This window comes from Pseudomonas sp. UMAB-08 (assembly GCF_900095225.1).
Taxonomy (GTDB): domain Bacteria; phylum Pseudomonadota; class Gammaproteobacteria; order Pseudomonadales; family Pseudomonadaceae; genus Aquipseudomonas.
Genome location: NZ_LT607431.1, coordinates 37289 through 60980 on the forward strand (window position 1 = coordinate 37289; position 23692 = coordinate 60980).

A 23692-nucleotide genomic window follows, 5' to 3' on the forward strand; every position below is an offset into this window, starting at 1 on the left:
ATGCCGATGTGGTCGGCGCGATCAATGTTTTAGAGCGCGGACAGCGCTTGTTAGCCGATGGAGAATTGGCGCAGACCGTTCTGCGAAGCAGGAACTCGCCGAAGCGGGCATAGGCGCAAGCCTAGACGCAGTAGGAATTCCCTTCCTTCCCGCTCTTAAGAGCGGCTCGCCTTAGGCGATAGGTGGGGGAGGATGTCAATAATGAATTCGCTTTCAGCTGCTCGCAAAGGCCTCATTCCGGCAACTCTCCAGCCAGTAGCAGTTCGCCATATATCTGCCCACTATCGTCCATAAAGCGCAGATAAGCTGCCCATAAGAAAATCGAGGATAAGCTATGCCCATCGTAATCCCCCTTACCACCGGTACAGACACCCTCACAGGCACCAGCAGCAACGACACGTTCACCTCCATCGGCTCTACTTTAAACTCTGGCGATAGAATCATTGGTGGCGGCGGCAGCGATGAGCTACGACTGAGCGGTGGCGGCACCTTTGATTTGAGCGGCGTGACCCTGACCAACGTTCAAAAAATCACCCTCGTAACCACCGCCACCAATACACTGAACGTGACCAACGCCGCGCTCGTAAACGTGACTAGTATCAATGGCAGTAGCGGTACTGACACGATGACTACCAGCGAAGCCTCGCTGGACCTTAGCCGCACCAGTGTGACCAACTGGGAGCGGATTACCACCACCAATACCACTGGTACCTCCTTCATCATCGGTGCAGGATCACAACTGGTGTTCGGTGCTAGCGGCAACGATACGTTTCACCTGTCGACGCAGCCAGGGAGCAATAAATCGATTGATGGCAGCACAGGAACCAATACTCTGGCGCTGGACAGCGCAAACACTTACGACCTGACAGCGATGAGCAGCTTCACCAACGTGCAAAACGTCACCGGCAGCATCGGCAACGATACGCTTATCGTCGATGCAACCATGCTCAACGGATTCGCCTCGGTCGACCTAGGGCTTGGCAGCAACACACTGCAATCAAACAGCACAACCTTCGACATCAGCGCCAAGACCATGACCAATGTTCAGGCGCTGAACAACACTTCTGCCAGTACGACCTTCACCCTGTCCAGTGCACAGTTGGCGAGTAACGGCGGCTGGCTCACCTACATTACTGGCTTTGGCACCGGCAACAACGTCACCACCTCCGGCACCAACCTGGATATGTCTAGCACCTCGCTGAGCAACATTCAGCAATTACTTAGCACCAGCACCGTCGGTACCAACTTCAAAATCGGCACAACCGGGGGTTCAGCACTGACACTCACCGGTGGTGCTGGCGCCGACACTTTCCACCTAACCGCGGCACAAATGGCGGCGGCCAGTACCCTATCCATCAATGGAGGCTCTGGCACGAACAGCCTGGTGCTGGACACCGGCGGTAGGCGGCGATGAAGGCTTCCAATGCCGCGGCGATCTTGGGTGCGCCATCGTCGTCAGCCAACAGCTCACGCCAACTGGCAGCCAGCTTGACCAGTCGCAGGTGTTCCTTATCGGAGTATGGCGAGTGCAGCAGCTTCTCCAGCGTATTGATGTGGCTGGATAGGCGGCTATGTTCCCGGTTGACCAAGATGGCGACCAGGACTGGATCTGGCTGAGTGATGATCTGGCTCCTATTATTTTTTCCTGAAAGACCCTTCACCGCGTCGACTTGCGAACGAACCATAGGCCATCGGTGCCGAAAGTCGAGGATAGGCTGTGCCCGAAAGAGCCGCTGCTCACCAGATATTCCCGGAGTCAGCGTTCCTCCTGATCGACTTCCAAGGAAAGCAGTCATAGAGGCCGAAAAATAGCTTCATGACATAGGGAGAGATCACCTGCAAAAAAGCCAGCCAACAGTTGGAAAGATTAATTTGCCATTACAATCGCTGCATCCGGTACGCCGAAGACAGTAATGATTGCGGCCCTGTTCAGTTTGTTTATCAAAACCATATCGGATCGACCTCATGCATCACCACATTCCCACCCGTCAAGCCCAGTTGAATGTTCTTGTTGTTGGTGATGCCCACAATCTCGATGATCAGGTCGCTGCTCGTAATCTGATTATTGTTGTCCGTGTCGATCACCAGAAAACGGCCCTTGGCGTTGTTGCCAATACTGATATACATCGCGTCTATGCCAGCCGATGGTCCGGCAGATTGGTAATAACTGTTGAGCTGGGTAAGCAGTGCATTACCGTTAGCTTGCGGCGTTTGTCCAACGTAGTATTGGGCCGTACGCACCGCAGACACATCCACTGCAAAGTCAAAAATATCCCCGGAGGTTATTTGCACCGTGTCAAAGCCTGTGGCGGCGGAGGCAACGTTGTTAATGGTTGATTCGCTGGCTGTCGCGTATCGGTACGTGTCGTCGCCGACGCCACCGTCAATCACGTCAGCCCCCGCGCCGCCAGTGATCGTGTCGTTGTTGCTGCCAGTCCGTATGGTGTCTGACCCGCTTGTCCCCGTGATGTGGTACTCCACCTGAGCATTTGCGCTATCAGCACTGTAGCTACCTACTCCGAGTCTCAAATTTCCGGGCGCAGCTTGATCAACTTCTCCGTTACCTGAAACCGCCTTGATCATCAAAAGATTTTGGCCGGCCCATCTGTCGGTCAGAATGGAACTGGGATCACCATTGACCAAGGAAGCGTCAAACAGATTCACATTGCTCAGATTCATGACAATGACATCCCCAGCACCGAGATCCAGGATTGAATCGACACCCGTAATCAAGTTGCTGTCACTCGAAGCACCAAAGATAGCATTAAAGACGAAGCGATCATTTCCAAGCCCACCGGTCAGCACATCAGCCCCCGCGCCGCCAGTGATGATATCGGCACCTGCCCCGCCATTAATGGCATTTACACCGCTGCCGCCAGAGATGGTGAGTGCATGGCTCACACCCGAAAAGTTTAAAACCTGGTCCGCATTCGTACCGGTGTAAGTAATGCTACCAGTTGGACTTGCCGCGCCGATCATATTGATATCAGAGACTGTCAATGCGCCGCTCAAAGTTGAATTGAAGCCAACAGCTTTAGTAATACCGGCTGCGCCCGCAACGCTTGCCACTTCGGCTGAAGTGCCGCTGATCGTCGAGACCGTTGAAGCATTCACAGCAACAGTGGTCTTGGCGTCAAGCGAGGTCAGAACCGTCGCGGCGACCGGATCCACGTCGGTTACGGTCAGGGTATAGGCGTTATTGGTTGACGCCGGCGCCAACAGATTAAGGCTGTCAGCTGTCCCTGTGACCTTGGCGTCCACCACCCCAGTTGTCCGGCCATCAATGACATTGAGATCGTCTACCGACGCGGAAAGATCGGTGACCGATACCGGTATTGAGGGAGACAGCGTGATGCCTGCAGACATCAATGCCGTCTTGACATCGGCTGCCGAACCGACCGTACCGACGATGCTCGTCGAGAGAACGCCGGTCGTCAGGGCATCAATGCTATTGAGCTTAGACGCCGCCAACGACACCTGGTCAGTCAGCGCGACTGTGCCGGTCCCTGTAAAGGTTTTTCCCATCGCTGATAGGCTGTAGATTTTCAGCGTGGAGCCGGTCGGTACTTCAACGCCAGTGACGGTGCTGCTGATCGTCACGCTACCCGCGTACGCGCCATTGCTGGTGAAGGTAAAACCAGTACCCACTGGAAAGGTTTCAATCGTGCTGCCTGCGTTGGCGAAGGTGACCACATTGCTGACATCTTTGGTGGCAGTAAAGACAACCGGACTCACTGGAGTAACCGGCGTCACCACTGCAGTGCCCGTGGCAGTCGCCACCGAAGTAACAGAATCAACCGCCACGTTGGCGATCGATGCATAGGTTGCATCGGCTTTGGACAAGTACGTGCGTGCTAGGGCCGCTGCGGCATTACCATTATAGCCCGCCACTTCAGCGGCGGTGTCGATCTGCGCGGTAAAGGCTTTGGCAGCAATCAGCTTGTTATTCACAGCACTGGCATCGCTAGGGCCGGCTGCTTGCTGGATGGTCCACGAAGCCTCGGCGTGGGATACCTTGCCAGAATCAAGTAGCGCGACCCAGTAGGCCAGGCCTGTGGCTTCAGGAGCACGATTGAACGCATTTTGGTAGATAGCGGTAACTTTCTGCGTCGTGGTCGAGTTGCCGAATAGGGCAGCCGACTCGGCAGAAGCCGAGAAACCAGCAATGACGGATGCAATGCTGCCATTGGCTGCGTCGATCTGAGTGGCCCAATAGGCCTGGCCTACAGGATCAGCCGGACGGCCAAAGTAAGCGATATAGAGCTGTTGAACCTGATCAAAATACGTCAAGGCAGCCATTTTATTCCTTAAATCCATTATTTAAATAATCTCGACTATGCAACACGTCCAAGTCGCGGCCGCCCTCCTTAAAAGGAACGAACTAACTCTATACCTCCTACACAGCCAGTTTTGCATTTTTCAGTAAAGGAGTGGGGAGTGCTGCATCAGTTTTCTTTCATGACAGGGTGAAGCGAGAAATCTAGTAATGACTTTATTTACTGGCCGAAACTGAACGTACCGCTGTCATTCATTAAGCCCAGGTGCAGTTCACTATTCCGAGCCAATGATTCTTGCGCCAGTCGGGCTTTTTCCGCCTCGGCATGGGCTTGTGCCAAGGTGCCCAGAGTCGACAGGTGCTGCATGCTGAGTAATTGGCAGTAGGCAACAGTCAGTCCACCGGCATTACGAACCTCAGTCAACGACTCTGCCGTCAGGGCATTCAGGGCGGCTTCGTCGATGCGGAACAGACCTTCGACCTTTTGCTCGCCATGCTCCCCCTGCACCGTGATCGGCCACGGCTGGATCAGACCATGCTGCTGCAGGACCGCACATATGTTGAGCGTGAGTTGACGGTTGGCTTCGATCTGGTTGAAGAACTCCAGAATCTCCAACACTGACTTGCCGGGCGTACCGTCCTCATTAAAAAAAGACTCACCCGCGCTCTCGGAGAGCAGGCCACTGGCTTCGTCGATGCACAGCACGTGCTCGCCCTGCTCGGTGGGGGCCATACGGAATGGGTAGCCGCGATAGGGGGCTGGGATGTACGGGGCCAACCAACGACCATCGAGAGCCACCAGCAGGTTCTGTCCCGCTGCCAATCCTTGCACTGCGACGGGCACAAAATGGTCACCCTCAGCCATAAAGCCGATCGGCATGGAGAGAACGGCTTTGGGCAGCTCTTGGGCCACCAGTGGGCACAGTGCGTCACCTGTCGCGAAGGTATAGGTACTGTGCTTTAGCCAACGTTGCGAACCGTGACGCTCACGGGTGATGACTTGAAAATCAGTCATGGGGACCTCGTTTAGGGTTTTGCTGGTTTGGCTTTGCCGGATTTCTTGGCCGGTGTGACAGGAGCACTTGGAGCCTCGGCGGGTTCCACCGTTGCCATCAGCGCCGCTACGTAGGCATTGCGAGCGGTCTGAGCAATGGCCAACTGTTGTTGCAGGCGGCTTATTTCCGCATCTACAACTTGAATATTGGTCACCTGGGCACGGGCGGCGTCGGACAACTGGTTAACGTCGTAGTCTTTGCCATTCAGGGTTAGGATCGGTATGTCACTCATGGGGCTCTCTCGCAAAAAAAGGGGAGCACAACATAACAAAACCCCGTCGCCTTGTGGGAAGCAGGTTTCATTCGCCACCAAAGGGGCAGTGGATTAGTGGATTGACGGCGTTAGGGGATTATATCTTTCACGCACTAAGTGTTCCACTGCCAGCGACCCAATCAGCGGACATAAAAAAACCCCACTGACCTTTCGGACAGCGGGGCTTTCTTGCTTCCACCTACACCCCTTACCGAAGAAAAGAGTGCTACTTTTAGGCGAAATTAAACTGCCAGATACAAGCCAATAACAGTCTCCTTGTGAGAGACAGGTGTTCGCTTACAGCCTTAGAAGTTCAGAAGTGGGGGCAGAAACCTACCCCCACCCTCATGTTTCCTTGGTTGCTTATGCAGCGAGGAAGTGAACGTCGGAAGCATCCAGCACACCAGTAACACCGGTGATTTTGATCAGGTTATCGGTAGCCGCGGCATAAGCATGGGCACCACCAGCAGTACCGTTAGCCACGACGTAAGTATCGGTGCCGTAGGTGAACTGAGCAACGTTGTTGACAGCAGTGGCGATCGCCAGTACTGCGTCTACAGCAGCGCTCAAGCTAGCAGCTGCAGTCACAGTAGTCTGCTGAGCAGCAGTCAGGGCAACAACTGTTGCAGCAGCCGAAGCAGTAGCGTTGAACCACAGGGAGTCAACAGCACCGCCAGCTACGTTAGTACCCAAGTTCAGGTCAGTGATGCTGCTTACGTTTGCAACAGCGCCGTGGGCGATAACGAACGAATCGTTACCGGCACCACCAGTCAGTACGTCAGCAGCGGCGGCAACAGTAGTGGCTATAGCTGTAACTACCCCAGATGTTAGGGTTACAGTAGTGCCGTTAACCAGAACGTCGTTACCAGCGCCACCGTTGATCAAGTCAGCTTGAGCGGTACCGGTCAAGACATCGTTACCAGCACCACCTTTAATGGACAAACCAGTAACCGTAGCGCCAGAAGCGTCGATGGTCACTGCGCCAGTCGCGGCGGTGGCATCGATCACCGAGTTGGCAGCAAAGCTAACTACACCGGTAGTCAGGCCGATAGTACCCGCACCATCCAGCTTAACGCTGGTCAGAGAAGTAGCAGCAGTCAGAGAGCTAACGGTGACGTTGTCATTCGCGGTCAGTTGCAGAGTTTCTACACCAGTCAGAACTGGGGTAGTCAGGGCGATTGGGCCAGTAGCCAAGCCAGCAACGCCGTCATCAGCGGTGATGTGCACGGTGTCCAAGTTACCGACTACCGAGGCGTCTTTCACGCCAACAGTGTAAGTACCGCTGCTAACCACTTGAACGTTGGCAGCTTGGGCAGCCGAAACGTTTGTGACACCAGCTACTGCGCCATCCAGAACCAGCTTGGTAATGGCCGAGCCAGTGAAAGCGGTGACGTCTTGGCTAACGCCGTTCTTGATTTGCAGCTCTTCAAAGCCTGTGTACAGAGCAGCAGAAGCTTTGTTGGCGACTGCTGTTGCAGCGGTAGCTACGTCGATAGCGGTAGTCAATACCAGACGGTCAGCGGTACCAGCACCGGCATTAACCGAAGCACCAGCAGCCAGCAGCAGGCCATTGGAGGTGATCACGTCGTTACCAGCACCACCGGTGAACTTAACGCTAGTAGGCGAGTTCAGCAGGGAAGCGGTAACGCCACCGAGGTTAGCCGAAGCGTCGACGGTAGCAACGTTGGCAACCAGAGCACCGATGTTAGCAGTACCTGCACCTTTAACGGTGATGGCAGCGTTAGCAGCTACGCCCGTGATGCTGCCAGTATTGATGTTGGAAGTAGCATCGATAGTTACAGCGGTAACAGCTGCGCCTACTGCAACGCCACCCAGGGTGTTAGCGCCAACGGTGCTGTTGATAGCAACGGAAGTCAGACCTGTACCAGCGAGGGTAACAGCGCCAGCGGTAGCGGCGTTAGTCACGTTCAGAGTGGCAGTAGTAGCTGCAGGTGCGTAAGTAGCGGAAATGGCGCCACCGGTGGTGCCGTCGATGCCGATAGATGCACCTTGAGCCAAACCGCCGGTAACAGTCACATCACCCGAGCCACGCACTGCGTTCACAGCAGTCAGGCCAGCGGCGCTAGTCAGCGTAGCGGCTGTACCTGCAGCGTTGGTGTTGCGAATGCTCACAACTTCAATACCGGAGATATCAGCACCGTTCGTTACGTTAGCAGCACCGTTCACCACGGTAACGGCCAAGGTATCAACGCCTGCACCGCCAGCAATTTTATCTGCTGCGCTCAGAGTGCTCAGAGTTGCAGTAGTGCCATCGATCAAGCCATTGATGGTGTCAGCGCTAGCTGCACCAACGATGTTGTCCGCACCAGTAGTGAGCGAACCTGTGAAGCAAGGTCAGCGGCCCAGTGTATTCAAGGGGTTGCGACCATTTCTGGATCACCCGTTTCCCCTCACCCAGCGATCACCCAACTGCAAAAAGTATGCATTGGCCCCAATTGCCATACGAGGTTACCTTGCTCAAATCAATCGCCATAATGATCCCCACCGACCACCCAACCCAACGAGTCAGCCCCGCCCTGGTCAAGTGGACGGCGGGATTTTCCCCGGGCGGTCCTTTGGGATTTTAACCAGCTTTGACCGCTTGCGCTGAAGACCAGTTGGTGCCCGTCGCATTGGCCGCCGCATCCACCGCCGCGATCAGGGTCTCCTGTGACAAGTGGCTGTAGCGCTGGCTGGTTTTCAGTTGCGTATGCCCCAGCACCTTGGCTACCTCATAGATCGAACGACCCGAGTTCACCATGTTGCTGGCCATGCTATGGCGCAGGTCATGCATCCTCACCTCGGGCAATCCAGCATGCTTGCGAGCTGTGTTCCAGCTGCAGAACACCGAGACGAACGGCTCCCGACTTTTCGGATTGGGCACCAGATAAGGACACCCCGGCCACCTTGGCAACTGTGCCAACACCTCCAGAACGGTGGTGGATAACGGCACATACCGCGCTTTGCCTGACTTCGACATGGGGATACGCCAGCTACGACGTTCCAGATCAAAGTGCTCCCATTGGGCCTCCAACAGCTCCCGTTTACGCGCCCCGGTCATTAGCAACAAGGGCACGATGTATTGCAGTTGTGTGTTGTCACTTCTCACCAATGCCATCTTCAAACGCTGGGTTTCCTCGGCGGTCAGGTAACGCTCCCGTGCATTGTTGGCCTCGTACATGGGCACGCCAATGGTGGGATTAAAATCGGCACCGGGGACTTTCCATTTCTTGGCCAGATTGAACATGTAACGCATCAGTACAAGCATTCGGTTGCAGGTGGCCAAGGCATACCCTTTTGCCCGCATGGCATGGTGAAACTCGACCACCTCCTGCTGACTGACCTGATCCAGATGGTGACTGCCAAACCGGGGCAACACATGGTTACGCAGGTAACTGTCGTCTGAATCCCAACTCTTCTTGTACCCCTTTACGAACGGCATGTAGCGCTCTTCGGCAAACTCGGCCACGGTCGGTATCGCCCGCTTGATCTTACGTTCCTCGGCTGGACTGTCACCCAGCACCACACGCGAACGCAAAACCTGAGCGGCTTGACGCGCCTTGTCGAATGACAGGGACTTACTGTCGCCAATCTTGTGCTGACGCTGCTTGCCATGAGGGTCACGGTAACGCAGGTGAAACGTCTTGCCGCCTGAGGCACGGACTTCAAGAATGAAGCCAGTGATGGCGGTATCGTAATAGTCCACTTTGCTTTTACCTTCAGGGCAGACGGCATTGCGAACAAAGTGGGCGTCCAGGTTAGCGTGAGGCATGGGCATATTTCCTTATTGCAGGTTAGACACAGGATTGAGGGGATGAGCGGGTACACAGCAAGCAGAAGCGGTATGCGGATAGCAGATGAAACTCCTATTCATTGATCAAAAAACTTTGTATTTCAAAGGTATAGGAGATCGTCAATCACAAGCACGGGGCTGGACTGAGAAACGATGGGATGGCGAAACGGGGCGGGCATCGGGGGGGGGCAGACTCAGGCGCGGAGCTGGGAAGCTGCCAACCTGAAAACCTGAAAACTGCCCCCTCAGGACGCTTAGGTCACAACAGGTGGAGGCTCATCTGTGGAACCACAAGGAGGTGCCAGCAGCATGAACACCTTGGCCCCACGTTCTTTAACAGTGAAGCTCCATTGGTGAATCGCAGGATCATTGCCTGTGTATTTATCGACAACCTTGAGGGCTGATCGCTTGCTGCACCCTGCCCGTTGAGCGGCGGCTTCGGCCAACTTCATCTTCGAATCAATACCGTCACGGATGCACCCCGCAATGCTCTCGATAATCTGCGCATCCGTCTGAACCTCAGTCGCACGTTTGACGGACGTCAGTTGATTCGGGTTGACCTCTTGAACCGACAGCAACAGTTCGTTGTAGGGGATATCACGGTCCAGGGTGTAACTGTAGGCTGCGGTCTGGGCCACATTGCCGCGACGTTTGATATTGCTGAATTCCACTACCTTCTGAGTCGGGTCAGACTGGGGAATTGTGTTCAGCATGTAGACACAATCAACGTCGTCAACGAAGTCACTCGTTCCCGAATACATGGCTCGACCATCGGCACCGGGATGCTTATTGGCATGTGCCAAGCCAATGAAGGTCCCACCCTTGAGTGAAAACCGGCGGATAAGCTTGGTGAAGTCCGAGCTTTTACTCTTGTCCATGAGATTCACGAACTTTTTTAGCGTGTCCACAATGACAATCGCGTCACGAGCGGTACCGTCGGCAATCATTTCCTCCAGGGCTACTCGAAGTTTCCCCGCCTCAAACCCGTTGTGACCATCGACAAGCGTCTCGAATCCATACTCCTCAGCCAACTGAAGCTTATCCACCACGCCACTGCCGGTGTCGTCCATGTTGATGTAAAAGAGCCGAGAGGGATCGATGATTCCTTGTTTGATGGATTGAATGATCATATGCAGGATGAACAGCGTCTTGCCCGTGTTAGGCGGTGCATAAAAGAGCACGACCTGGCTCAACAGCACCAATTTGCCCAGAATCGGTATCTGTTCCGCCGTTTGTGCTTCCAGCTTCGCCAGCTGTCCGCGCAGTGAGAAGGCCGCCAACGGGGAATCCCTGTGCGACTCACTTCGCTGAACCGGTGCCGGTGATGGGCTGATCACCTCATATTCACATGGTTCCAAATCACCGTTCTGGGTGCCTACTACGACAGTAACGGGGTGAGTGTCGACGGCATCGAGCGCCTTGGGGAGCGCACGATTGTGATTAAGCAGCGCGTCGATGAATGCCTGATCAACCTGCATGAGCTGATCGAGGCTGGGTGCATAACTGGATAGAACTTCTGTGTCGGTACTGGGCGGCAAGACGATCAGATCACCGTGGATCTTGAGGCCGATCGGGTAAGGGCAGGCTGGGGATGGGGTCTCAATCGTTAGGGAGGTGTCTTGAACCACCCGAAAATAGTGATGATGGCTACCGTGGCTCTTGATGATGAGCATTGGCGCAGCACCATATTGCTGCTCAATCACACTCAAACCCTTTTCGGATTCATCACCGTCAGTGACCACCACCAGTAGACGATCACAGGCAATACAGGCCAATTCGTGGGAAGGATTGTGTAACCAGTGCTGCGTAATGGTGTCCGCTGACAACCCTGCCAGCCAAGGTTCAAGCGGCAAAGCAGGTTGCAGGGTTTGGGGCAGAATGGGGACCACCTTCAGGCCAAATTGCAACCACTCAATGGCGACGATCGCTGTGTCAGAAAGGGTGTCCGTAACATCAATGGTAGGCATGGTGTCGCTCTGCAAAGGTGCTTAATCAGCGCTTGCAAAAGGACCGTCCACAAAAAAGCCGTCCTACAGGCAAACGCACGCTTGGGATGAATCTGTCCAGTGGAAGGTCTGGACCCAAAGGCACTTGCTATAGAGACGGCTATCGAAATAGATGATGGACATCACCACCGAGGTGGGATTCACATACTTGTGTCATGGAATTTACACAGTGTTCACGAAGCGGTCAACCCTGTCTGGGTTACACAGCCAGATTGTGTCCCATCAGCCCATGACCACCCTCCAGATTCTCAGGATTGCAGCGTCTTACTCTCCAGACTGCAGGTTTCAGGTTTTCAGGTTCCCAGTCCCCCGCTACTTCCACCAAACGCCAGGCACACGAAATCCTCCGCACGAAACGGATGGCCCGCAGAGGCCGGAAGGTGTGACGGATGCAGGGTCGGGGGTAGCGAGGGGTAACGGCAGGGTCGAGGCGGTGCGACCGTTAGGGGGCGGCCAAACAGTGGCCCTAGCGACACCTTAGAAGTAACTTCGGCATGACCGGGCAATATTGAACCGAGGCAGCAGAATCAGCCGTCTAGACGGTCAATCCCTGTCCCCCTACCCCTCATTTTCGGACCCGAAAGTAATAGAACGACCAGGACACGATCGTCACCAGGACCACCCCCAGCCATGGATAGAAGAAGCACAACGCAGCCGCGCTGGTAATGGCCATCCACCGTGTTGCCGGGAACCACAATCCCAGGACTGCCCCACAGATCAGCGCCGAGGTTATCGACCACATCATCTCAACCTTCCTTGTGTTTACGTTTGCCGGTGGGCTTGGAGACGACCACCTGCTGCGTCTCATCCGCCTGCACCATGGCCTCTATTGCCACCTGTTCAAAAGTCATCTCCGGCACCTGCTGATGCCAACGACTGTTCTGTGGATTGGTCTGGATCAACCCCAACGCCTTGATGACCGCCATGACAAAGCCCCCAGTGTTGACGGACTTGTTGGGATAGATGGCCTTGAACGAGGTGGAGGTAAGCTCAGCCGATCCGTTGATCAATTGCTCAATCACGGAGCACGCCACCCATTCCTTGCTGAAGAAACCACTGCCGGTGTTGCTGATCAATTTCAGGTACAGCTCGGACTCGTCCTTGAGGCCCAGTTGATAACCCAAGGTGGAACGACCGGTCAGCGACGGGCAGCTGCCACTTTTCAACACACGGATTAATGCATCGGGGTTTTCGGAAGAGCTTTCAGGTGACGCACCAGGGTTTTCAGGAACGACATCGGGGGTTTCCCTAGTAGCGGCGTTATCTTCGATGATCGATGCTATTTCACCATCAATCACAACTGGCGTTTCAGGTACACATTCAATGGACATAGTGATGCCTCTCAAGGGTGAGATACGTTTTCGGATGGGTATGGGTTTGGGTGTTACGAGGCTTGAAGGGCTTTGGAGCCTTTCATATAAGGTGGCTGATTAGCCGTAATGCGCGGGAATGAGGGTCAAACGGGTGTCATGAGAACAACGGGCGACAGTTGTAGCGGGTTACTCGGGGGTGTAGTGCTGGAGCATCTCAATCAGTTCAGCATCAGCGTCTTTGGGCACGAAGATGACAATGCCAAAGCCATCATCCCCCAGCACATAGACCACTTCATACCAGTAGCGGTGGGCCTCGATGACTTCCCAGAATGGCAGGAAATCAGCGTCACCGTAGCGGCAGCCACTGAAGCGATTGACCCTGACCGAGAAGCCTAACGCCGCCTCCAACTCAATGACCGTATCGCTGCCAGCCATCACAATGAACTGCACCAACTGGCCCAGCTCATAGCCATCGTAATCACCGAGACGTTCGACATAACCCGTGATTAATCGAGTGAGTTCTGCCTGGGTATCAAGGGCCTCCTGGATCGAAGTTGAATCACACAGTATCTGCATACGGTTTTCCTTTTCAGTGGGCAAAAAAAAACGCCCAAGGAAGATTCCAAGGGCGTCGAGGGGAGTGTCGTTGGTAGCGTCAGAGGGTTACGTCTTTCCACACGCTGAGTAGTCCATTGCCAGCGACCTCAAACAGCGGACATAAAAAAACCCCACTGACCTTTCGGACAGCGGGGCTTTCTTGCTTCCACCAATCCCTCTCACCGAAGCAAGAGGGGTATTTCCGTGAGGAAATTAGGCGAAGGTCAGGGCGTGAGTAGTACCGTTGAGCACAGAAGTAGACAGGTCAACGGTGCCAGCCAGCTTCACGACTACATCACCAGTAGCGAAGGGCGCAGTACCGTCGTTCTGAACAACATAAGTGTTACCGCCGAAGACACCCCAGTTCACAGCACCTGCTGTAGTGCTAGAAGACAGTGCTGTCAATGCAGCAGCAACGCTCGCTGAAGTAGAGATATCCACTTTGGCGATGGCAGAACCAACCACACTAGTACCGAACTGAATCAGATCACCCTTGGTGAAGTCAGTGATAGCAACGATACCAGCTGTGGCAGAAGTAGTTGCACCAGTTGCAACAGATACGTCGAAAGTATCGTTGCCGCCGTTACCGGTCAGGGTACCGCCGTTCACCGAAGCTTTCAGTACGTCAGCCTTGCTACCACCGATCAGGGTATCGCCCAGCGAGCTGCCTGCAGCGAAGGTAGTAGTGTTACCAGTCAGGTTCAGCACGCCAGTAGCAGCGGAGCCATCAACCTTGCTACCCACAGCAGCAGCTTTGAGAGCCAGAGTCAGGTCAGCGGAGCCAGTTACAGTGATGCTGGAGTTGTCGGCGTTGTTCAAGGTACCGATGGTGTTGATCGAGCCAGCTTTACCTGTCGAAGCCAAGGCCACGTTAGTGACGCCGGTCAGTGTCAGGGTATTCACTGCGTGAGTGACAGTGTCCTGGTTATCGATAGTGATCGAGGTGCCAGTTTCGCCAACCTTGTTCGCGATCGACACAGTGCCGCTAATGCCGGCGGTGTTGTCGATGGTGAACTTGCTAGTGGACAGGGCGTTGGTGAAGGTAGCCGCCATCGTGCCAGGGGTTTGACCTTGGCCAACTGCGAACTGGTTGATGCCGTTGGTGATCTGGGAAGCATCAACAGTAGCGCCAGTGGTGTTCAGACCCAGTACTTCGAAGTTTTTAGCTGCGTTGATGGCAGCATAAACCGGAGCGGTATCGTTGATGACCAAGGTGTCGATACCAGCGCCGCCATCCAGAACGTCACCAGTAGTGCCAGCTGTCAGGTAGGTAGCCTTGAAGATCACCTTATCGTTGCCTGCACCGCCAGTGAAAGTCAGCTGGTTGTCAGCACCAATAGCGGATTGGTCGATAGTGACGTTACCGGTTGCGGTAGAAGCGTTGATGGTTTTCAGGCCAACCAGCGTCTCAGCAACAGTAATAGCTTTATCACCGCTGATGTTCAAGGTGGCGAGTTTAGTGCCAGCCGAGTTAGTCAGGCTTATGTTGTTGGCAGCAGTACCAGTCGAGTTCGAGGTGAGGTTCAGGGTGGTCAAAGCCGCGCCTTGAACGTCAAGAGTAGCAGCAGTACCAACTTTGCCGACACCGTTCAGAACAACGCTAGCAGCTGCGTCAGTTGCGCCGTAGATCACGGTCTCAGTACGAATGGTCGCGCCATTGTCATTGGAGAACTTGGCAGTCTGAGCACCAGTCAGGGTCAGAGCCAAGTTAGCGCCTTGGGCATCGAACTCAACGTTGGTCAATCCAGCGATGGTCGAAACGTCGGCAGTAGCAATCACGCCACCATTGACATAAAGGTTTTCAATGCTAGTCAGCTGAGGCAGGGTCACGCTAGTAGCAGCAGCAGCCGAGTACAGTTTGAAGGTGTCAGTGCCTGCGCCGCCGTTGATTTGATCACCGGAAGTAGCAGTCGCAGCAGTACCCGAGTTATCACCGATGAAGACGTTGTTGCCACCGTCGCCAACCAGGTTATCCACACCAGTAGTGAGCGAACCTGTGAAGCAAGGTCAGCAGCCCAGTTTATTCAAGGGGTTGCGACCATTTCTGGATCACCCGTTTCCCCTCACCCAGCGATCACCTAACTGCAAAAAGTATGCATTGGCCCCAATTGCCATACGAGGTTTCTTTGCTCAAATCAATCGCCATAATGGCCCCCACCAACCACCCAACCCAACGAGTCAGCCCCGTCCAGGTCAAGTGGACGGCGGGATTTCCCCGGTCGGTCCTTTGGGATTTTAACCAGCTTTGACCGCTGCCGCTGAAGACCAGTTGGTGCCAGTCGCATTGGCCGCTGCATCCACCGCCGCGATCAGGGTCTCCTGTGACAAGTGGCTGTAGCGCTGGCTGGTTTTCAGTTGCGTATGCCCCAACACCTTGGCTACCTCATAGATCGAGCGACCCGAGTTCACCATGTTGCTGGCCATGCTATGGCGCAGGTCATGCATCCTCACCTCGGGCAATCCCGCATGCTTGCGAGCTGTGTTCCAGCTGCAGAACACCGAGACGAACGGCTCCCGACTTTTTGGATTGGGCACCAGATAAGGACACCCCGGCCACCGTGGCAACTGTGCCAACACCTCCAGAACGGTGGCGGATAACGGCACATACCGCGCTTTGCCTGACTTCGACATCGGGATACGCCAGCTACGACGCTCCAGATCAAAGTGCTCCCATTGGGCCTCCAACAGCTCCCGTTTACGCGCCCCGGTCATCAGCAACAAGGGCACGATGTATTGCAGCTGGGTGTTGTCACTTCTCACCAATGCCGCCTTCAGACGCTGGGTTTCCTCGGCGGTCAGGTAACGCTCCCGTGCATTGTTGGCCTCGTACATCGGCACCCCCATGGTCGGATTGAAATCGGCACCGGGGACTTTCCATTTCTTGGCCAGATTGAACATGTAACGCATCAGTACGAGCATTCGGTTGCAGGTGGCCAACGCATACCCTTTCGCCCGCATGGCATGGTGAAACTCGACCACCTCCTGCTGACTGACCTGATCCAGATGGTGACTGCCAAACCTGGGCAACACATGGTTACGCAGGTAGCTATCGTCTGAATCCCAACTCTTCTTGTACCCCTTCACAAACGGCATGTAGCGCTCTTCGGCAAACTCGGCCATGGTCGGTATCGCCCGCTTGATCTTACGTTCCTCGGCTGGGCTTTCACCCAACACCACACGCGAACGCAAAACCTGAGCGGCTTGACGCGCCTTGTCGAATGACAGGGACTTGCTGTCGCCAATCTTGTGCTGACGCTGCTTGCCATGAGGGTCACGGTAGCGCAGGTGAAACGTCTTGCCGCCTGAGGCACGGACTTCAAGAATGAAGCCTGTGATGGCGGTATCGTAATAGTCCACTTTGCTTTTACCCTCAGGGCAGATGGCATTGCGAACAAACTGGGCGTCCAGATTAGCGTGAGGCATGGGCATATTTCCTTATTGCAGGTTAGACACAGGATTGAGGGGACGAGCGGGTATACGACAGGCAGAAGCGGTATGCGGATAGCAGATGAAACTCCTATTCATTGATAAAAAAATCATGTGTTTCAAGGCGATAGGATGCCGAAGACCACAAGCGAAGCGCCGGGCCGGGAATGGTGGAACACAGGGGATGTGATGCCGTAGGGCACCCAATCATCAAATCAATCAGGTGTCCAAAAGCATCAAAAAGCCATCAAGGGGGCAGCAAGTGGGGGCAAAAAAAGAGCCAATGCCTACTGAGAAAAAGACAGAGCGACCATTCTTATATCCATTAATTAAAATCATAAAAATCTGCTACCCCCTGGCGCCCCCTGGCCCGAGGCCATACCAACCATGGGCTGCGCCGAATTGTCTCGGTCGACGTTAGTGGGGGCAGCATTGGAAACGTCCGGTAATGGGATTCCAAAAATCGACAGGGCGACGATTTTTAAATCCTGTGACAAGCCATTTATTGTGTCATCCCGAATACCCATTCAGGGGTTCCCGCGACGTCCCTAATAATCAGCCTCATTGGTGGATGCATGGGACTTCGGCAGCACACATGAGTAGCGGTCCTTGAGCGGAACCCTCCACTTTATTAGGCCTTTAATCTTCTTCGGGGCACCCAATAGCTCACGTAATATTGATCCACATTCCTTACATTGCGCATTGGACGGGCGTTGAATTCCCACGATTTCGAGCAGCGTTGTCGGGTTCATGGCCGCATCCCCGGAATTAACTTTCCGCTCTAGATTCAGCGCATCCATGACCTTTTCTCGTACAACACTTTGTGTTTGGTGCTCAGTATTGGTCGCCGCCAATTCCGCATCTTCAGGGCCGGTCAGCCACCATTCATCGCCTTCATTAAACCGAACGGCTAATTGGGCAAACAGTTGCTGCATATCGATGCCGTGCTGATAGTTGATGCGTTTCAAAGGAATCGTCCACCAACGGGTGTTACCGGTCGAATCGACTAGAAAGTTGTGATCGTTCACGGTGGCGAAGAATACGGTTTTGCGCGGGTACTCAGATTCAGTCCGACCGTATGGCCGCCGAACCTTGTCACTGTCACTGGTGAGAAACCCTTTCAAGCGTGCTACGTCCTTCTTGAAGGAGCTGTCCAACTCGCCAATTTCAACCAGCCAATGGACGATGGCACCAAGCACAGAGTCTTTGTTGCTGGGATCCAGGTGATGATCCACCTTCACGACCTTATCGCGCAGCGCTACGTTGGGCACCAGAGACTTGAGCCAACTTGTTTTGCCAATCCCCTGCGGGCCTTGGAAGGTCAATACACCGCGTCCGTAAAAGCCTACAGGCTTAAGCGCTGCCGCGACGGCACCCAGTAACCACTTGCGGACCAGCGTCTGTTTAAGCGTTTCGGGGAAATCATCAGCCGTTACCAAAGTTTGGTAGATGGCAGGCAGTCGATCATCACCGTCCCACGGTAGGCTCTCGATCCATTCCGCGACAGGGTTGTAGGGCTTATTGTCGGCGATGGCTTCGATGTAAGACCAGACCTGACCGATAGCAATAGCATTGTAGGTAGCCAGACTGATGATCTGGGTCACCGCCGTGCTGTCGCCACGATCAAGCATTCCTGACTGGCCGGGCATGGTGATCTGGAGCCGCTTGGTGATGACGTTGCTTTTCACGTGAATGTCATACGAGGTGAGAAGGTGCTTGATGTTGGGAATGGTGGCCGGTGGAGAACTTGTCCCTTCACGGGGTGGGTTGGGGAACGACATAGGGTCAAGCCGCTGAACTTCATCCAGGTTCGAGACAGGCGTTTCGACTGTGTCGGCAGGAATATCAGACACGGAGGTGGTCGAGGGAGCATCTAGGGTTGTGTGTTCTGTATCGGGAGGGGTGATTGGCTCTGGCGATGCCGCCACAGCAGCAGGGGCATCGACTGCAACAAGTGCAGGCACGGTAAATTGGGCAGCCGAAGACACAGGCTGGATCACCGCAGGAAGAAGGGTATCTGGAACGGTCGACACGGCGGTCGTAGGGATGTCAGTAGACATGCATATTTCCACAGCAGGTGCGAGTCAGAAGCACCGATCAAGGATCGATACTCATAAAAGACGTTTGGCACTTGCCGTAGGAACATTCATAGACACAATGGTTTGTCAGCGCAGGTGGTTGCACGTCTAAACAACCCGCTGACTTGGCTAATATGCGATAAATTCATGGAATTCACCAATAGAACCTTCCTATGTGGAGTGTTGAAGACGTCTATCAGGTGCCGCAACGCCTGCACTCGACAGACGATTGATTACGTATTGCTACCCCCTGCTGCCCCCACGGGTCAGCGACGAGCAAAGATACTGGATGTGTAACCCCCTGCTACCCCCACCAAACGCCAGGCACACGAATTCCTCCGCACGAAACGGATGGCCCGGTGGGGCTGGAAAGTGTGACGGATGCAGGGTCGGGGGTAGCGAGGGGTAACGGGAGGGTCAAGGTGGTGCGACGGTCAGGGGACGGCCAAACAGTGGCTCTAGCGACGACTCAGAAGTGACTTCGGCATGACCGGGCAATGTTGAACCGAGGTGCCAGAATCAGCCGTCTAGACGGTCAATCCCTGCCCCCCTACCCCTCATTTACGGACCCTAAAGTAATAGAATGACCAGGACACGATCGTCACCAGTACCACCCCCAGCCATGGATAGAAGAAGCACAACGCAGCCGCGCTGGTAATGGCCATCCACCGTGTTGCCGGGAACCACAATCCCAGGACTGCCCCACAGATCAGCGCCGAGGTTATCGACCACATCATCTCAACCCTCCTTGTGTTTACGTTTGCCGGTGGCCTTGGGGACGACTACCTGCTGCGTCTCATCCGCCTGCACCATGGCCTCTATTGCCACCTGTTCAAAAGTCATCTCCGGCACCTGCTGATGCCAACGACTGTTCTGTGGATTGGTCTGGATCAACCCCAACGCCTTGATGACCGCCATGACAAAGCCTCCAGTGTTGACGGACTTGTTGGGAAAGATGGCCTTGAACGAGGTAGAGGTAAGCTCAGCCGATCCGTTGATCAATTGCTCAATCACCGAGCACGCCACCCATTCCTTGCTGAAGAAACCACTGCCGGTGTTGCTGATCAATTTCAGGTACAGCTCGGACTCGTCCTTGAGGCCCAGTTGATAACCCAAGGTGGAACGACNTGGAACGACTGGTCAGCGACGGGCAGCTGCCGCTTTTCAATACACGGATTAATGCATCAGGGTTTTCAGGAACGACATCGGGGATTTCCCTAGTAGCAGCGTTATCTTTGATGATCGATGCTATTTCACCATCAATCACAACAGGCGTTTCAGGTACACATTCAATGGACATAGTGATGCCTCTCAAGGGTGAGATACGTTTTCGATGGGTATGGGTGTTACGAGGTCTGAATGGCTTTGAACCCATTCATATAAGGTGGCTGATTAGCCGTAATGCGCGGGGTGATGGTCAAACGGGTGTCATGAGAACAACGGGCGACAGTTGAAGCGGGTTACTCGGGGGTGTAGTGCTGGAGCATCTCAATCAATTCAGCATGAGCGTCTTTGGGCACGAAGATGACGATACCAAAACCGTCATCCCCCAGCACATAGACCACTTCATACCAGTAGCGGTGGGCCTCGATGACTTCCCAGGATGGCAGGAAATCAGCGTCACCGTAGCGGCAGCCACTGAAGCGATTGATCCTGACCGAGAAGCCTAATGCTGTCTCCAGCTCAATGACCGTATCGCTGCTGGCCATCACCATGAACTGCACCAACTGGCCCAGCTCATAGCCATCGTAGCCACTGAGACGTTCGACATAACCCGTGATCAGTCGAGTGAGTTCTGCCTGGATATTAAGGGCCTCCTGGATCGAAGGTGAATCACACAGTATCTGCATACAGTTTTCCTTTTCAGTGGGCAAAAAAAAACGCCCAAGGAGAGTTTCCAAGGGCGTCAGGGGTGAGTGTCATTGATAGCATCAGGGGGGTTACGTCTTTCCACGCACTGAGTGGTCCATTGCCAGCGACCTCAATCAGCACACATAAAAAAACCCCACTGACCTTTCGGACAGCGGGGCTTTCTTGCTTCCACCAATCCCTCTCACCGAAGCAAGAGGGTTATCCCTGGAGAGGAATTAGGCGAAGGTCAAGGTGTCAGCAGCAACAGCGTGAGCTACGTTGGAAGTCGACAGATCCAGCACACCGCTCAATTTAACTACGGTGTCAGTAGCTGCAATAACGGCACCAGCACTTACGTCTTGTACGATGTAAGTGTCGGAACCGTATACAAACCACTTAGTCAGCGCAGCAGCTGCGTCACCAACACCACTAGCAGCGATGTTAAGTGCAGCGCCCAGTGTCTGAGCAGCGCTCACATCAACCTTAGCCGAGGTAAAGGTGTTAGAGGTTGCAGTAGTACCCAATACAATGGCGTCGCCTTTAGCGAAGTCAGTGATAGTGGTAGTCGACAAGCTTGTCTTGTAGGTTGCATTTGTCACGTTCACGGTGTCGTTACCAGCACCAGTAGTAATGGTTGCGCCCACGGAATTGGCAATGGCGCTTGTGACGACAGTGATCGAATCAACAGCCGAACCACCTTTGATGGTCAATGCCGACTGAGCACCAACAGTCGCTGCATCAGTAACGATAGTGACACCAGCAGTAGCAGCCGAAGCGTCGATGCTAGTCAGCGCCGAAGCAGTAGCAGCAGAAGCCGACGCCTGACCAGTAACATTCAGGGTCAACGCGTGGTCGCCAGTGATTACGATCGACTTGGCAGCGTTATCAACTACAGTGATGGTGTTGGTGATTGCAACGCCAGCAGCGCCTTTCGAAGCGATATTGATAGTTTCAATACCTTGCGAAGTGATCGTACCGGCAGCCAAGGTACCAGCAACAGTACCGCCGAAGTTGTAGTTCAGAACGTCAGCAGTGCCAACAACGCTGGCAGCGGTGAAGCCCAGAGTAGCTGCGTTAGTACCGCTACCAGTCACATTCACATTGAAACCAGCAGCGGTTTCAACCAAGTTGGACAGAGTAGCCAGACCACCAGCGCCGTAAGCGCCAGAAATAACAACGCCATTGATGGTGGAGCCAGTCAACAGGGCTGCGTCCAGGCTAGCAGGAGTAGCTGCAACGTTAGCGAAACCTGCGAGATCAATCTGCTCGAAGTTTTTGAAAGCAGTCGAGTTGCCAGCGTTGATCAGAGTAGCTGCAACGGTATCGATACCTGCGCCGCCGTCAATGGTTGCACCGGCTGCAACAGCAGTACCAGTCACAACGTCGGCACCTGCAGTACCCTTGAAGCTGGAAGTCACAGCGCTCAGACCAACAGTCAGGCCAGCAGTGTTAGCCGAGGCGTCGATGGTTTTGAAGACACCCAGGTTGACTGCTGCGCCGCCAGTAACGGTCAGAGCTGCACCGGCTGCAGCGAAGTCAGAAGCGGTCAGAGCTACGCGCAGAGCGCTATCAGCATTGACAGCCAGAGTCGTCAGCGAGGTGGAACCGTTAGTCAGTTTGATGGTATCAACAGCTACAGCACCGTTAGCGCCGCCAGTGGAGTTGATCGCTGCGGAAGTAGCAGTACCAGCAGTAGCAGCAACAGAAACGTTGTTCACGCCGCCATTCAGGGTCACTTTTACTGCATCGGTAGCGGTGGCTTGGTTGAAGTTAACGGTACCGGTTTGAGCCGAGCCGCTTACTACAACTTCAGTGCCAGTAGCCAGATTCTGGAAGTTAACCAGACCAGTGCTGTTCAGTGCAGTGACGGTGGTCACGCCAGCGATTGGAGCCAAGTTAACTTGAACACCAGCGGTGCTAGCCGAGACGTTTTGAACGGAGATGTTTTCAACGTTCTTAACAGTTACACCGGACAGAGGAGAAGCGACAGGATCAGCGGCCGCGCCGTTCGCAACAATTACTTTCAGGGTGTCAACGCCAGCGCCGCCGTCGATGGAATCACCAGCGCTCAGAGTAGTGGCGGTAGTGGTGGTCCGATCAAGCACACCAGTGAAGGTATCAGCGTTAGCAGTACCAACCAGAGCATCCACACCTGCAGTGAGCGTGAAGGTAGTACCTACTACGCCAACTGATGTTGCCGCTACAACTGCGGCTGCTGCGCCGGTTACTGCCGCAGTAGCGGTAGCGTTGTCAGCGGTAACAGTTTTCAGGAAAGCACGAGCCGAATCAGCAGCAGCCGAACCTTGGTAGCCCTGGATTTCAGCAGTGGTGTCGATCTGAGCAGTGAACGCTTGAGCAGCTGTCAGTTTGTTCTGAACAGCAGCAGCGTCGCCAGCACCAGCTGATTGCTGGATGGTCCACGAAGCTTGAGCTTGCGAAACTTTACCGGAATCCAGTTGAGCAACCCAGTAAGCCAGACCAGCTGGTTCTGGAGCACGGCCGAATGCGTTCTGGTAAATCGCGGTGACTTTGTCGATGGTCGACTTGTTGCCGAACAGGGCAGCAGATTCAGTCGAAGCCGAGAAGCCAGCAATTACGGAAGCGATGCTACCGTTAGATGCGTCGATCTGGGCAGCCCAGTAAGCCTGACCGATGGTGTCAGCTGGACGACCGAAGTAGGCGATGTACAGTTGTTGAACTTGTGCAAAGTAGGTGGAAGCAGCCATTGTTTACTCCAGGTTTCATTATAAAAGAAGCTGATACACAAACGGACAATCTTTGTCTCGCTTATCAGCTGCCCAGCACTCCGTGCAGCCTTGGGCGGCACTTTAGCATAGGTAGTGGTGCATCTCAGCCGGTACGGTAGGAAAAATTGCGATCTTTTGTAGGAAATTTCCATAAATAAATTTCATCTATGAACAATCCAAAGCCTATATTCCCCACCTACTAGTAGGTGCTGACCATGTCATTTTGACATGTACCGCGCCCAATTAAGCAGCATTCAAAATCAAATGTAAAGGGAGTTCTTAGCTAAAAGAGCGACT

At 54.3% G+C, this 23692-nt stretch carries 17 protein-coding genes; 1 reads left to right on the plus strand and 16 read right to left on the minus strand.

Annotated features, from left to right (window positions below):
• The first annotated feature begins 334 nt into the window (after positions 1-334).
• Positions 335-1414: a hypothetical protein gene (locus tag K0F75_RS21995; protein ID WP_219064074.1), complete on the plus strand. Its 1080-nt coding sequence runs from the start codon at positions 335-337 to the stop codon at positions 1412-1414.
• A 527-nt stretch (positions 1415-1941) separates the two neighbouring features.
• Here the strand turns inward: K0F75_RS21995 and K0F75_RS22000 are convergent.
• The 16 genes from K0F75_RS22000 to K0F75_RS22075 all read right to left on the minus strand — a co-directional run bounded on the left by K0F75_RS22000 (position 1942) and on the right by K0F75_RS22075 (position 23374).
• Positions 1942-4299: a DUF4214 domain-containing protein gene (locus K0F75_RS22000; protein WP_219064075.1), complete on the minus strand. Its 2358-nt coding sequence runs from the start codon at positions 4297-4299 to the stop codon at positions 1942-1944.
• A gap of 197 nt (positions 4300-4496) precedes the next feature.
• Positions 4497-5291 carry a SapC family protein gene (locus tag K0F75_RS22005; RefSeq protein ID WP_219064076.1) on the minus strand — a complete coding sequence of 265 codons (795 nt, stop codon included), beginning with the start codon at positions 5289-5291 and terminating at the stop codon, positions 4497-4499.
• An 11-nt stretch (positions 5292-5302) separates the two neighbouring features.
• The gene (locus tag K0F75_RS22010; RefSeq protein WP_219064077.1) at positions 5303-5563 is read right to left on the minus strand and encodes a DUF6447 family protein; all 261 of its coding nucleotides are present in this window, start codon (positions 5561-5563) and stop codon (positions 5303-5305) included.
• Positions 5564-5947: 384 nt separating this feature from the next.
• Entirely contained in the window at positions 5948-7786 is a 1839-nt protein-coding gene (locus tag K0F75_RS22015) for a hypothetical protein (protein WP_219064078.1), read from the minus strand.
• A 382-nt stretch (positions 7787-8168) separates the two neighbouring features.
• Positions 8169-9356 (minus strand): site-specific integrase, encoded by a 1188-nt coding sequence (locus K0F75_RS22020; RefSeq protein ID WP_219064079.1) that lies wholly within the window; start codon positions 9354-9356, stop codon positions 8169-8171.
• Positions 9357-9631: 275 nt separating this feature from the next.
• Entirely contained in the window at positions 9632-11344 is a 1713-nt protein-coding gene (locus tag K0F75_RS22025; protein WP_219064080.1) for a bifunctional DNA primase/polymerase, read from the minus strand.
• A gap of 604 nt (positions 11345-11948) precedes the next feature.
• Positions 11949-12128: a hypothetical protein gene (locus tag K0F75_RS22030; RefSeq protein ID WP_219064081.1), complete on the minus strand. Its 180-nt coding sequence runs from the start codon at positions 12126-12128 to the stop codon at positions 11949-11951.
• 1 nt (position 12129) lies between these two features.
• Positions 12130-12714, minus strand: coding sequence for a hypothetical protein (locus K0F75_RS22035; RefSeq protein WP_219064082.1), 585 nt, complete (start codon positions 12712-12714; stop codon positions 12130-12132).
• A gap of 168 nt (positions 12715-12882) precedes the next feature.
• On the minus strand, positions 12883-13272 hold the full coding sequence (locus K0F75_RS22040) for a hypothetical protein (protein WP_219064083.1): 390 nt from the start codon (positions 13270-13272) through the stop codon (positions 12883-12885).
• 234 nt (positions 13273-13506) lie between these two features.
• Complete coding sequence (locus K0F75_RS22045; protein WP_219064084.1) at positions 13507-15270, minus strand: hypothetical protein; 1764 nt, start codon at positions 15268-15270, stop codon at positions 13507-13509.
• Positions 15271-15528: 258 nt separating this feature from the next.
• Positions 15529-16716: a site-specific integrase gene (locus K0F75_RS22050; protein WP_219064085.1), complete on the minus strand. Its 1188-nt coding sequence runs from the start codon at positions 16714-16716 to the stop codon at positions 15529-15531.
• 551 nt (positions 16717-17267) lie between these two features.
• Positions 17268-18779: a virulence-associated E family protein gene (locus tag K0F75_RS22055; protein WP_219064086.1), complete on the minus strand. Its 1512-nt coding sequence runs from the start codon at positions 18777-18779 to the stop codon at positions 17268-17270.
• 575 nt (positions 18780-19354) lie between these two features.
• On the minus strand, positions 19355-19534 hold the full coding sequence (locus tag K0F75_RS22060) for a hypothetical protein (protein ID WP_219064081.1): 180 nt from the start codon (positions 19532-19534) through the stop codon (positions 19355-19357).
• Position 19535: 1 nt separating this feature from the next.
• Positions 19536-19913: a hypothetical protein gene (locus K0F75_RS22065; RefSeq protein WP_219064087.1), complete on the minus strand. Its 378-nt coding sequence runs from the start codon at positions 19911-19913 to the stop codon at positions 19536-19538.
• A gap of 344 nt (positions 19914-20257) precedes the next feature.
• Entirely contained in the window at positions 20258-20647 is a 390-nt protein-coding gene (locus tag K0F75_RS22070) for a hypothetical protein (protein ID WP_219064088.1), read from the minus strand.
• Positions 20648-20884: 237 nt separating this feature from the next.
• Complete coding sequence (locus tag K0F75_RS22075) at positions 20885-23374, minus strand: DUF4214 domain-containing protein (RefSeq protein WP_219064089.1); 2490 nt, start codon at positions 23372-23374, stop codon at positions 20885-20887.
• Between the last annotated feature and the right edge of the window lie 318 nt (positions 23375-23692).